Origin of the sequence: Streptomyces sp. NPDC050508 (genome assembly GCF_040655155.1) — a bacterium.
Taxonomy (GTDB): domain Bacteria; phylum Actinomycetota; class Actinomycetes; order Streptomycetales; family Streptomycetaceae; genus Streptomyces.
This window is the reverse complement of record NZ_JBFAJJ010000006.1, coordinates 365,681-379,488: the sequence shown is the minus strand read 5'-3', so window position 1 is coordinate 379,488 and position 13,808 is coordinate 365,681. Positions and strand designations below refer to the sequence as shown.

At 66.4% G+C, this 13,808-nt stretch carries 5 protein-coding genes; 2 read left to right on the top strand and 3 right to left on the bottom strand.

Annotated elements, in window-relative coordinates:
• Positions 1-269: 269 nt before the first annotated feature.
• The 3 genes from AB0I69_RS19960 to AB0I69_RS19950 form a co-directional block, all read right to left on the bottom strand.
• The gene (locus AB0I69_RS19960) at positions 270-1,073 is read right to left on the bottom strand and encodes an ABC transporter permease (protein WP_363096946.1); all 804 of its coding nucleotides are present in this window, start codon (positions 1,071-1,073) and stop codon (positions 270-272) included.
• Positions 1,070-2,047, bottom strand: coding sequence for an ATP-binding cassette domain-containing protein (locus AB0I69_RS19955; protein WP_363096945.1), 978 nt, complete (start codon positions 2,045-2,047; stop codon positions 1,070-1,072). Before AB0I69_RS19955 ends, AB0I69_RS19960 begins: the two co-directional genes overlap by 4 nt.
• A 123-nt stretch (positions 2,048-2,170) precedes the next feature.
• Positions 2,171-2,821 carry a PadR family transcriptional regulator gene (locus tag AB0I69_RS19950; protein WP_363096944.1) on the bottom strand — a complete coding sequence of 217 codons (651 nt, stop codon included), beginning with the start codon at positions 2,819-2,821 and terminating at the stop codon, positions 2,171-2,173.
• A 650-nt stretch (positions 2,822-3,471) separates the two neighbouring features.
• Here AB0I69_RS19950 and AB0I69_RS19945 point away from each other — a divergent pair.
• Both AB0I69_RS19945 and AB0I69_RS19940 read left to right on the top strand, forming a co-directional pair.
• A complete protein-coding gene (locus AB0I69_RS19945; RefSeq protein ID WP_363096943.1) occupies positions 3,472-7,161 on the top strand; it encodes a LamG domain-containing protein in 3,690 nt (1,229 codons plus the stop codon).
• Positions 7,162-7,321: 160 nt separating this feature from the next.
• Positions 7,322-13,750: an RHS repeat-associated core domain-containing protein gene (locus AB0I69_RS19940; RefSeq protein ID WP_363096942.1), complete on the top strand. Its 6,429-nt coding sequence runs from the start codon at positions 7,322-7,324 to the stop codon at positions 13,748-13,750.
• Positions 13,751-13,808 lie beyond the last annotated feature (58 nt).

Here is a 13,808-nt window from a genome sequence, read left to right as displayed (position 1 = left end):
GGCCGCATCCCTGACGGGGGGCAGGGACACGGCCACCGGCTGCCGCCACCGGGGTCCGGCGACGGGCCGGTCCCCGGCGGGGATCATGGGTTGACGCGGGTTGCGACGCGAGCGCGGGGCAGGCGGGATGTCGCGGACACGGCCTAAGCGGGTCGGTTGAAGTCCGATGCGGCTCGGCCGCGCCCTGAAGGGGCGCGGGGAACTGCGCGACCAGCCACGATGACGCCGCAGACGATCGACGGCACGTAACCGCACATCCCGCGGAGCGCTCAGTGGCTGAGCTTCGCGAACCGGCGCAGGGCCAGCGGGAAGAACACCGCCAGCAGGGCCAGGGGCCAGAGCACGGAGGCCAAGACGTGGCCGGACTCGCCGCCGACGCTGCCGGTCAGGTCCCGTACCGCCGTCGCGGTCTGGGACATGGGGTTCCACTGGACCACCGTGCCCAGCCAGTCCGGCATGGACTCGGGGGTCGCGATGGCGTTGGACAGGAAGCCCACCGGCCAGACCAGGATCTGCACGGCCTGCACGAGTTCGGGCTTCCCGGCCACCAGCGCCAGATGGATGCCGATCCACAGCATCGCGAACCGGAACAGCAACAGCAGCCCTACGGCGCCCAGGAACTCGCCCGCCGTCGTGTGGGGCCGCCAGCCGATCGCGTACCCGACACCGATCATCACGGCGAGGCTCAGCGCCGACTGGAGCATGTCCGCCGCCGAACGGCCCACCAGGACCGCGCCGTTGGCCATCGGCATGGACCGGAAGCGGTCGATCACGCCCTTGTTGAGGTCCTGGGTGACCGCGATCACCGTGCTCTCCAGGCCGAAGGCCATGGTCAGCGCGAGTGTCCCGGGCACCAGGTAGTCGATGTAGTCGCCGCCGACCTCCCGGCCGCCGCCGATCAGATAGCCGAACATCAGCAGGATCATCACGGGGAAGATCACCCCGACGGCGACCTGCACCGGCTGCCGCCCCCAGTGGGAGAGTTCCCGCCGGGTCATGGTCCAGGAGTCGCTCAGGGCGAGGGCGAACCCGCCCCCCTCACGCACCGCGTTCGTGCCGGTCAGCGTGCTCATACCGCCTCCTTGGCGTGCGCCACGTCGGCCTCCGCCGTTTCCTCGGAGCGCCCCGTCAGCCGCAGGAACACCTCGTCCAGGGTGGGCCTGCGCAGCGCGATGTCCTCCGCCTCGATGTCCGCCGCCTCCAGGGCCCGTACGACCTGGGTGAGCGCGCTCATCCGGTCGGCGACCGGAGCGCTGAACTGCCGGCGGTCGACGTCCACCGAGACGTCCTCGGCGGCGAACGGCAGCAGGGCCACCGCGGCGCCCAACTGCCCCGCGTCGCGCAGGACCACGTCGATACGGTCACCGCCGGTGCGGGCCTTCAGCTCGTCGGCGGTGCCGTCGGCGATGACCCGCCCCCGGTCCACCACCGAGATACGGTCGGCCAGTTGGTCGGCCTCCTCCAGGTACTGGGTGGTGAGCAGCACGGTGGTGCCGCCACCGACCAGGGAGCGCACCGAGGCCCACACCTCGGCCCGGCTGCGTGGGTCGAGTCCGGTCGTCGGCTCGTCCAGGAACAGCACCTCCGGCTCGGTGATCAGCGAGGCGGCCAGGTCGAGCCGCCGCCGCATGCCCCCGCTGTACCGCTTGACCTGCTTGCTGCCGGTGTCCGTGAGGCCGAAGCGCTCCAGCAGTTCGTCGGCGCGGGCGCGGGCCCGCCGGGCGCCGAGGTGGTAGAGCCGCCCGAACATCTCCAGGTTCTGCCGGCCGCCGAGTTCCTCGTCGAGCGCGGCGTGCTGGCCGAGCAGGCCGATGCGGGCGCGCACCCGGTCGGCCTGCTTCAGGACGTCGTACCCGGCCACCTCCACGCTGCCCGAGTCCGGCCGCAGCAGGGTGGTCAGCACCCGTACCGCGGTGGTCTTGCCCGCGCCGTTCGGACCGAGCAGCCCGTGCACGGTGCCGCGTCCCACCCGCAGGTCCAGCCCGTCCAGGGCGGCCTTCTCGCCGTATCGCTTGCGTACGCCCTCGACGACGATCCCGTCGGCCATGCGTCTCCTCCGGATCACATAGTCAAACTTGACTACTTCTCGCTCGGCACAGTAAACGCCTCTCCGGCGGATTAGTCAAACTTGATTAGGATGCGCTACGGCGCCGAGGTTCGCCAAGAGGGGTCACTGCTCATCTCCCGGATGCCGCCCCCTCGTCGCGTACGGGTTCCGCTCCCCGTCCGCGAGCACCGCGTGCACCCTCATGAACGGCTCGCCCTCGTCGGCGAAGGTGTAGGCCCCGCCCTCGATGCGCCGGATGAGGTCGCGGGTCCACGTGGCGCCGGCGCCGGCGGAGTGGACCCACAGGTTCATGATCTCGCCGATGTGCCCGAGCCGACCCGGGCCGTCCTGGGGCGTGTAGTACTCGGTGACCGCCGTGTGCCACTCCTGGATGGCCCGCACCCGCTCACGCAGCAGCCGCAGCGCCTCCGCACGCTCCAGGTCGACGACGAAACCGAGCGCCGCGGCGAGTACGTCCGGCTTCTGGTCGTACGCGGTCAACGACTCGCGCAGCAGCCGGAAGTACTCCTCCGTCCCCTTCTCCGTCACCTCGTACTCGGTACGCGGCGGGCCACCGGCCGTGGACGGGGCGATCTCGTGCGCGTGCAGCAGCCGCTGTTTCCCCATCTGCTTCAGGGCGTGGTAGATCGAGCCCGGTTTGGCGTTGGACCACTCGTGGGCGCCCCAGTACTCCAGGTCGTTGCGCACCTGGTAGCCATGGGCCCGCCCGTGCCGGCGCACCGCGCCCAGCACGAGGAGACGGATCGCTGACATGCGCTCCAGGTTATGACGTCGGCACGGGCGGCCCTCAGCACTCGATGATGTTCAGGGCAAGCCCGACGCGGGCCGTCTCCTTGTACTTCACGCTCATGTCCGCCACTTTTGATCATGGCTTTGACCTGCAGATTTGGCATGGTCTGACTCGGCCTGTGTCACGCCAGGGACTTTTCGGGGATTTCGTGTCGAGGATTACCTGCAAGATAGCTGACGGAGCGTGAAATTCCGGAGGAAGACAAATTCTTGGAGTTTGTGCGGATATTTTGTTGCCTCGTCGTTCCGCCGCCTGCATCACTTATGCGTCTCTGGTGCCACGTATCGGTCCCCAGCCGCGATCTCCGGGGGGAGGGGGTAGTGCGGATGGGGTGGCGGTGCACGTCGAGCCGGCGGATGGCATGGCCGAGGCGCGGCAACGCCTGGGTGTAGAGGCCTGGCGGTTGGTTCCGCGCTTGGCAAAGTCGCCTTTGCTGTTTCCTTGACATTTTATGACCTTCACATGTGTCATGTGCATCACCTGTGTCGATCATGTGTGAGCAAGGGGTGAGGTAGTGGGGGACGGGCGGCAGCGTGCCCGAAGAGGCACTGGCAGGCGCCGGGGCGGCCTGGCGTGGTTGACAGCGCTTGCCGTGATGGCGACGGTTCCGGCGGTGGCGCCAGCAGCGGCGGCACAGGCAGCGGTTGTTACGGACAGCGGCGACCGGACGGAGTCGGAGCGCGCGCAGGAGCAGGCGGCCGAGTCGGGTGAGCAGGTCGAGGTAGTGGGCGAGCGCACCGAACGAGAGACGGTATTCGCCAATCCGGACGGCAGGACGTTCACGCTTCGGAAGTCGATTGCTCCAGTGCGGGTGGAAACGCCCGCAGGTGGCTGGACCGCTCCGGACGCGACGCTGGTCAAACGGGCGGACGGGTCCGTCGGGCCGAAGGCGGCCTCAGTGGATCTGTCGTTCTCCGGCGGTGGGGACGGCGCAGATCTGGTGACGATTGCCGAGGACGGGCAGTCGGTCACGTTGGGCTGGCCGGGAGTACTTCCGGTGCCGCGGCTGGAGGGCACACGCGCCGTCTACGAGGATGTGCGGCCGGACATCAACCTGATCCTGACGGCGACGGTGGAGGGCTTCCGGCAGGTGCTGGAGGTCAAAACACTGGAGGCGGCGAAAGACCCAGCACTGGCATCGCTCAAGTACTCGATGGACGCCGAGGGCGTGCGGATACGTGAAGGCGCGGCCGGGACCATGGAAGCCATGGACGGCAACGGGCAGGTCGTCTTCCGGTCGCCGTCGGCCCGGATGTGGAACTCTGCCGGGCAGGCCGGAAGCAGTGAGGGCCTGAGCGTGCAGGGCCTCGCGGCACGGCCACTGGCCGAGACCTCGCCAGAGCCGGAGGAGGCTCAGGGGGCGGCCACGCCGGCGACCTCGGAGGACGAGCGCCCTGCCGGTCCGACGGAGGAAGGCGATCCCCTCGCCGGTCCCGGTGCCGGGGACGAAGCCGCTGTCATGGATGTGGATGTGACGCAGACCCAGGTCACCGTCACACCCGACACCGGTTTGATCGCGGACACCACGAACGCCGAACTCCCGCTCTACATCGACCCGTCGGTGGAGATGAACGAGTCCGAGCGCACAGTGTTGTCCTCGGACGGGGATGTCTTCTACAACTTCTCCGGTGGCGACAACGGCATGAGCGTTGGCCGGTGCAGCTCGGCGGTGATCGGCGGGGTGCGCTACTACTGCACCGCCGGCAGTGCCTACACCAACCGGATGTATTTCGAGTTCACGCCCGGCAAGCTCAAGGGCAAGCAGGTGTTGGACGCGACGTTCGCGGTGACGGAGACGTGGTCGTTCTCGTGTGACGCGCGGTGGGTGGATCTGGAGCGCACGGACGGAATCTCCTCGTCGACCCACTGGCCTGGTCCGGGTGGGCCGAAGTCGGACAACTCGTGGGACCAGATGGTCGACCGCAATGTCTCGGCGGGCAGGGGCAGCGCCTGCAGTCCCTCCCAGCCGCGCGCGCAGATCGAGTTCAACGACAACCCAGCCGAGTCCGACGAGAACTTGACCTCGACGGTGAAAGCCTTCGCCGACGGCAAGTTCAAGACGTTGACGCTGATGCTGATGGCGAAGGACGAGTCGGACGCGATCTCGTGGAAGCGCTTCGACGACGACGCCGTCATCGACGTGACCTATGTCGGTAAGCCTGCCGTGCCGACCGAATACGGCTTGGAGACCGGCACCAACCAGATCTGCTCCAAGAGCGAGGGCGCGCCGACGACATGGTCGGATCCCACCCCAAATCTCGCAGCCACACCGCAGACAGCCGCCGGCGGTGAGGCGTCCGCCTCCCTGCGGGTGTACTTCGACCTGGACGTCAAGAACAGCGACGGCACCTGGTCGGATGCGAAGGAGCCCTCGACCGGCTCGGAAAGCCCGACCAGCGGGTACGTGGGTGATGGTCATGATCTGAACAAGACATGGGACGCCACGCTTGCGGACGGCAAGCGGTACCGCTATCGAGCCTGGACCCGTTCCTACTACAACAGTGGGGCCAGCATTCTCGGCGGATCTGCGACACCGTTCTGCTACTTCACGGTCGACAGCACCGCACCGAAGCCTCCGTCCGTCACCTTCACCACGACGTATTCCGAGTGCGTGACGGGTGGTGACTGCACGCCAAAGGGTGCTCCGGGCAAGCCGGGGACGGTGAAGTTCGGCCCGGCCGGCGGGGATGCGAACGTTGCCTACGCCTACAAGCTGTCCACGGACAGCGCCTGGCGGCCGTGGAAGACAGGGGCGACGGTGACCGAGACCATCACTCCGGTCGACTCGGGCACGATCACCCTCCAGGTCATGGCCAAGGACTCGGTGGGGAGAACAGGAGAGAACAAGGTCCGGTTCCTCGTCGACGAGGGAGACGGCCCCGTCGGCAAGTGGAACTTCAATGAGACCTCCGGAGCCGCTGTCGACGTCTCAGCAGCTGCGTCCGCGCAGCGCGACGACGCGGCCATCAGCGGAGCCACCCGGGTGAACACCGGTCGCCGGGGAGTGGTGACCGACAACGGCGTCACCGGCGAGGACAAGGCGCTGAAGGTCGGTGGCACTTCGTATGCGGCGACCTCCGGCAAGGTTCTGGAGACGCAGGCGTCCTACACCGTGTCAGCGTGGGTCCGGCTGGACGCCACTAGTACGACGGCGACAGTACTGGGGCAGGACGGCACCTATAACAGCCCGTTCTTCCTCGGCTACTGCTCCAACGTGAATCGGTGGTGCCTGCGCCTGGCCGATGCCGACGCGGCAACGACCTCACTGGACAACCAGCGCGTCAATTCGCTGAACCCACCGCAGTTGAAGGTGTGGACACACCTGGCCGCGGTGGTCGACACCAGCGAAAAAACGCTCACCCTTTACGTCAACGGCGTGCCGCAGGGCACCGGGAAGCTCACCACCGGCGCTTGGTCGGCGGCCGGCGCACTGCAGATCGGTCGCGTGAAGTACAAGGGTTCCTACACCGACTACTTCCCTGGTGAGGTCGACGAGGTCGCCGTGTGGCAGGACGTCAAGCCGGCCGAGGTGATCGCCCGTGAGGCCAACCCGGTCGACGCGGACGGCAAGGCGTACGCCGAGCTCGTGGCCCAGTACACGCCGGAGGGCGCTACCGGCACCACGTTGAGCGACATCTCCGGATACGGCAACAACCTCACTCTGTCGTCCTCGGGTGCGTCCCTGGACGGTGAGGCTCTCGTCCTCGACGGCACGATCGGTGCTGCGACGGCGGCGCGGCCGCTGGTGTCCGACGACGGCTCCTTCACCGCTGCCGCCACCGCCAGTATCAACACCCAGGCACTGACAGGTAAGCCGGATGGCTACCGCGCGCAGATCCTGGGCCAGCGCACTGCGACCGGCTCCTCCTGGAGTCTGTGGGTGGAGAAGACCGGAACGGACACCGAGCCGGTTCTGGACGACGACGGCAATCCGGTCCTGGACGACAACGGCGTCCCGCAGACCCGCACGGTCGTGACCGCCCGCTGGCACTTCGGCAAGCTCACCGCCGACGGCACCGGCACCTCCGTCGTCAGCGAAGAGGCGGCGGTTCTGGACAGCGAAGTCGGCCTGGTCGGTGCTTACGACGCTCACACCCGTGAGATCACTTTGTTCGTAGGCAGCGCGAGGCAAGGCGATCCGCTTGCCTACACCGCGACGGTCGGGAGCGGTGAGTTCGCGGCGGGCAAGGCCAACCTCGACGGCGCATGGGGCAACTACCTGCCCGGCCAGATCACCGACATCCGTCTGTGGGCGGGTGCGGTGACCGACGCGACTCAGGTCGAGACCCTGATCGGCTACTGAATCCCACCTGCGGTGCCCGCACCACCTCTTATATGGGCGGGGCGGGCACCGCAGCCATTTTCACCTTCTTGGAGAACTCTCTGTGTTTCCTCGCCTGTATCCACCCGGCCGGAGGGGCCGGCGGAGTGCGCTGACCGTTCTTCTCGCGGCGGTGTTGTCCGTGCCGGCCTCGCTGACACCACTGGCATCGGCGGCCGAGCTGCCCGGACGTCCCCACGTCCCCGAGGTCAAGTCCACCAAGGTCCGGCAGGTCACCACCCCTCAGGCCAAGGCGGCCCGGGCAAAGGTGGCCCAGCAGAAGAAGGCCAACCAGAAACTGGTGGAGTCGGCTCGGGCGGAGCGCAAGGCCGAGTGGCCGAAGGCGTCTGCGTCGAGCATCGACCTGACCGGTGTGCCGAAGACGAAGAAGACGAAATCCCTGGTCGTGGTGGAGCCGACGAAGGCCGGTGCCGCGTCGGCCGCGGGCAAGGCGAAGGTCGCGATTCTGGACCAGACGGCCGTTCGTCGGGTGGGCCTGACAGGTGTCGTCTTCACGGTTGCCGCAGACAAGCCGGGCGCGGCTCAAGTCACCGTCGACTACAGCTCGTTCGCTTCGGCGGTAGGTGGCAACTGGTCCTCTCGTCTGGGTCTGGTCCGGCTCCCGGCGTGTGCGCTGACCACCCCCACGAAGGCGGCTTGTCGCACTGCTACGCCCGTGGCTTCGGACAACGACGTCACCGGAGAGACGGTCACCTCTCGCACTTCGGTCGCTTCCACGGCCACCCCGACTGTCATGGCCCTGACTGCGAGTTCTACGGCTGCGTCCACAGCCGGCGGAGGAGATTTCAAGGCCACTCCACTGTCGGCCTCGTCGAGCTGGCAGGCCGGTGCCTCCTCCGGATCGTTCTCCTGGTCGTACCCGATCAGCACACCGCCGGCTGCGGCGGGCCCTGCGCCGTCCCTGTCCCTGTCCTACGACTCCGGCAGCATCGACGGGCGGACCGCCAACACCAACAACCAGGGCTCCACGGTCGGCGAGGGCTTCGACCTGACCTCGTCGTACATCGAGCGCAAATACGGTGTCTGCGACGACGACGGCCAGGACGACAAGAACGACCTGTGCTGGAAGTACGACAACGCCTCCTTGGTGTTCAACGGCAAGGCGACCGAGCTGGTCAAGGACGACACCACAGATGTCTGGCATCTCAAGGACGATGACGCCTCCAAGGTCACCCGCCTGACGGACGCGGACAACGACGACGCCGACGGCGAGTACTGGAAGATCGTCACCAGCGACGGCGCCACCTACACCTTCGGCTTGAACAAGCTCCCCGGTGCGGGCAGCGAGCGCACCAACTCGACCTGGACCGTTCCTGTCTTCGGCGACGACAGCGGTGAGCCCGGTTACGACAAGGGCAGCGAGTTCAAGAGCCGCTCGGAGACGCAGGCCTGGCGGTGGAATCTCGATCTGGTCGAGGACCTGCACGGCAACGCGTCCACGTACTGGTACGCGGCGGATACCAATCACTACGCGAAGAACGGCGACAAGACCGCCCTGGCTTCCTACACCCGGGGCGGTTATCTGGAGGAGATCCGCTACGGGCAGCGCAGCGACACCTTGTTCACGGCTCCCGTGTCCGACAAGGTGACGTTGACGTACAAGGAACGCTGCACCGCCTCCGACTGCTCTTCGTTGACGGACGACACGTCCGACAATTGGCCGGACGTCCCCTTCGACTCGATCTGCTCGGCGGACGAGGACGACTGTCTGTCCACCGGGCCGTCCTTCTTCACGCGCAAGCGATTGGCGTCGATCAACACGTACTTCTGGTCACGGGCCGCGGAGCCGGACGGCTTCCTTCCCGTCGACTCCTACACACTGGACCAGGAATTCTTCGACGGTCAGGACATCGGCAACAGTTCCGACCAGGTGCTGGTCCTCAAGTCGCTGACACGGACCGGGAAGAACGGCACGGACATAGCCCTCCCGCCGGTGGAGTTCACCTACCAGCAGCGGCCGAACCGGGTCGACTCCACGAGCGACGACATCCTGGCCCTGACCCGTCCGCGCATCGCTTCGATCGTGTCCGAGACCGGTGCCATCACTTCGGTCACGCTCTCCGACCCGGAGTGCGTGCGCGCCAGCAGGATGCCCGTGGCCGAGGACGACAACGGCCTGTCCTGCTACCCGGTCTACTGGAACATCAACGGTGGTGACCCGCAGCTGGACTGGTTCCACAAGTATCGCGTCACCGCGATCACGACCAACGATCCCGGAGCCGGGAACCCGGGTACGCAGACGTCGTACGAATACTCAGCCCCTGGCTGGCACTACAACGACGATCCCTTCACCAAGGAGAAGGAGCGCACCTGGTCGATCTGGCGCGGATACCAGAAGGTCACCGCCTACAAGGGCGATGTGGGCTCGACCCGTTCCAAGACCGTGAAGCTGTTCATGCAGGGCATGGACGGTGACAAGCGCAAGGACGGCACCACTCGTACAGCGGTAGTCAAAGGCATCGACCTGGACAATGTCGCCGGGGTCACGACCGACAACCTCGACGTCGCCGACGCCAACGACCACGACTACTACACGGGCCAGTTGCGTCAGGAGATCACCTACAACGGTGCGACCGCGATCTCGGCCACGGTGAACAACCTGTGGTCCGGGCAGACAGCCAGCCAGCAGAAGTCGTACGCGAACATCAAGGCGCACTTCGTCAGGACGGCCCGTACGTACAGCTACACGTACCTGGCGGCCACTCAGAAATGGCGTGTTGCCGCGACATCGAGCACGTACGACTCGACATACGGCATGGTCACCTCGGTCGAGAACCATGGTGACTGGTCGGCGACGGGCGACGAGAGCTGCACGCGAACCTGGTACGCGCGCAACGACGCCAAGGGTCTGACCGCTTTGGTCTCACGCACCCGTACGGTCGCCAAGTCCTGCGCCACCACTGACGCTTCGCTCTCTCTTCCGGTCAATTCCGCCGCCCGCGGCGATGTCCTCTCCGACACGGCGACGGTGTTCGACAACCCATCGGCCACCGGCTGGGCTCCGGACCAGGTTCCGACCATGGGGCTGGCGACCTGGACGGGCCGCGCCAAGGCCTACCCGGCCGTCGCCGGCACGGCCGAGCGTCATCCCCTGCCGGCCACCGGCTGGCAGACCATGACCACGACCACCTTCGACACTGCGGCGGCGAAGCTCGGCCGGCCGCTGACGGTCACCGACGCCAAGGGCCGGGTCACAACGACCGCCTACTTCCCTGCGGCCGCGGGTCCGATGACCACGAAGGTCATCACCAAGCCGAAGCTGACCTCCAATGGCCAGGCGCACCAGACGACGACGGTCTACGACCCGGCGCGCGGCACGGAGAGCTACGTCCTCGACGTGAATGTCAAGCGCACCGAGAACACGTACGACGCGCTCGGCCGGATCACGGCGACCTGGCTGCCCAATCGGTCCAAGTCGGCCAACGACACCCCGAACGTCAAGTACGCCTATGGACTGGAACGCAACAAGGCTCCCTGGTCCTCGGTGGCCACACTCAAGGCCGACGGGACCAGCTACAGCACGACCTACTCCCTGTTCGACTCACAGCTGAGATCCCTCCAGACGCAGAGCCCGTCGCCCCAGGGCGGCAGGATCCTGACCGACACCCGCTACGACAGCCGTGGCCTGGTCTACGAGACCTACGCCGACGTCTACGACAACACCACTGCCCCCAACAGCACGTACACGCAGACTCCGTACGGAGGCGGGAGCCAGACCGAGACGGAGTTCGACGGCGCCGAGCGTGCCACCACCTCCACTCTGTTGGTGGACGGTGCGAAGAAGTGGTCGACGACCACGACCTACACAGGTGATTCGACGGCGACCACGGCCGTCCAGGGGGGCAACGCCACCCGCACCATCACGGATGTGCAGGGGCGAACCGCCGAGACCCGCACATATGCGGGTACAGCGCCCAATGACACGGCCTACGGCGCCACCACCGGCACGTCCTACACAAGGGTTCACTACACCTACACGCCCGACGGCAAGCAGGAGACGATCACCGGACCGGACGACACCAAGTGGTCGTACGCATACGACCTGTTCGGCCGTCAGGTGAAGGCAGTCGACCCCGACAAGGGCACCACGGTCAGCACCTACACCGAGCTCGACCAGGTCGACACCACGACCGATGACGAGGACCGGGCCCTGCTGTTCGGATACGACGAACTCGGCCGCAAGACGGGCCTGTGGCAGACCAGTCGTACTGATGCCAACAAGCTCGCAGCCTGGACGTTCGACAGCGTGGCCAAGGGGCAGGCAACCGCTTCCATTCGCTACGAGGGCGGTGTGAGCGGCAAGGCCTACACCCGGCAGACCACCACTTACGACAACCTGTACCGGCCCACCGCCACAAGTGTCACCCTGCCGTCGGACGACCCACTGGTGAGCTCCGGAGCCGTTGCGGCGACCAGCACCACCGAGACGACGTACCGCCTCGACGGCACGGTCGGCACCAGCAAGCAGCCCGCCGCCGGTGGCCTCGCCGCTGAGACCCTGGAATACCGCTACAACAGCACCGGCCTGAACAACGAACTGTCGGGCAAGACCGGTTACCTGCTCGCGACCGACTACACCGCGCTGAGTCAGGTCGGCCAGCTCCAGCTCGGCACGGCGACCGGTACCAAGCGGGTCTTCGTCACCAACACATTCGAGAAAGGCACCGGCCGACTGCTCAACGCCGCGGTGGACGACCAGACCCGCGGGCCCGTCCAGAACCTCACCTACGGCTATGACCAGGTCGGCAACGTTACGTCCATAACCGACGGCGCCGACATCGGCACCGGCACGGACAACCAGTGCTTCGCCTACGATGCCCAGCGGCGTCTGACGGAGGCGTGGACGCCGAAGTCCGCCGACTGCGCGACCTCCGGCCGTACCACGGCCAACCTCGCCGGACCGGCCCCTTACTGGACGTCGTACTCGTACACCGCGGCCGGCCAGCGCAAGACCGAGAAGCAGAACACCACCTCTCCCGTCACCACCACCTACTGCTACGACGCGACCCGGCAGCACGAGCTGACCGCCACAACGACTGGCAGTACGTGCACGGGCGTGGCCGCGCAGTACACCTACGACGACACAGGCAACACTGAGAAGCGGGTCGAGAAGGCAGGGTCCAGCACCAACCAGAGCCTGGACTGGAACGGTGAGGGCAAGCTCGCCAAGCTCACCGAGGGCACGACGGCCACCAACTACCTCTACGACGCCGACGGTTCACTCCTGATACGGCGTGACACCGCGAGCGCCGGCGAGACGGTTCTCTACCTCGGAGCCACCGAGGTCCATCTCAAGTCGGGCCAGAAGTGGGCCAACCGGTATTACACCGCGGGCGGCTGCACTGTTGCCCTGCGTACCAACCAGGGCGGCACGGAGAAACTCAGCTTCCTCGCTGCCGACCAGCACGGCACCAGCTCGATCGCCGTGACCGCCGACTCGGCCCAGGCGCTGACCAAGCGCTACAGCACCCCCTTCGGCACCGGCAGGGGAGCGACGACCGGCGTCTGGCCGGACGACAAGACGTTCCTCGGCATGTCGACGGACAACGGAACCGGCCTCACGCATGTCGGGGCACGCGAATACGATCCGTCCACAGGCCAGTTCATCAGCGTCGACCCTCTCCTCGCCCTCGAACAGCACCAGTCACTCAACGGCTACAGCTATTCGGAAAACAACCCGGTGACCACCTCGGACCCATCCGGTCTGGCGAGCCAGATCTCCTGCGAAGGAGACTCGTGCGACGGGGAGATGCGGTTCAAGGATTCCCATGCAGCTCCCGACTTCCTCTCAGGGGAGACGTGGGAAGAGAAATACCCCTGGGAAACCTCGCACTACGACTACTACGACCCCAACGCGATCTACTGCGACGCCTATTGTGAGATGAAACTCCAGGCGGCGCTTTTCACTCCGACCGTCAACACCGGTCAGTGTGGATCTACGATCGGCGGCACGGCCTGCCCGGGTTTCCTGACCCCCGGACAGATCCGAGCCGGTGCCGTCATCTCGCTGATGGACCCGACAGGGTTGATCGGTGGGGCCACCTGCATCCAGAACCCGACCAAACTCGGCTGCGGGTTCGCGCTGGCCGGTGCCGTGCCGATCTTCGGCAAGGGGTTCAAGGGCGGCAAGATTCTGCTGGAGGGCCTCGACGGACTGGACAATCTCCCCAAGAAGCTGCCCGGAGAACTGGACTTTCCCGATTTTCCTGAGGGGAAGACCGCAGCCTACGCAGACGGCAAGTTCACACTCAGCGGTTACGGCGCTTCAGTTCCCGAGGGATTCGCCCGCCCAGATATCGGGGAAGTTGCCAGCATCTTCGACGTGCAGATGCGTCATCCGTTCTTCATGGATAATGCAGGTGGTGACGGCGCCTACTATCTCATGCACGCAGAGAAGCAGGCGGCGGCGCTGAGCCCGGGAAGTCCCATTGTGGTAACGAAACCGATGTGTGATTTCTGCTTCCAAGGGATGACGGACGTTGCTCGCAGTACAGGGCAAACGCAGTACATCGTCGATCCCAGCGGTCTATATATACTGAAACCGAACTGAGTAAGGGCTAAATGAAGGGTGTGCCCGTGCTATGATGCGCGGACACACCCTTCATTAT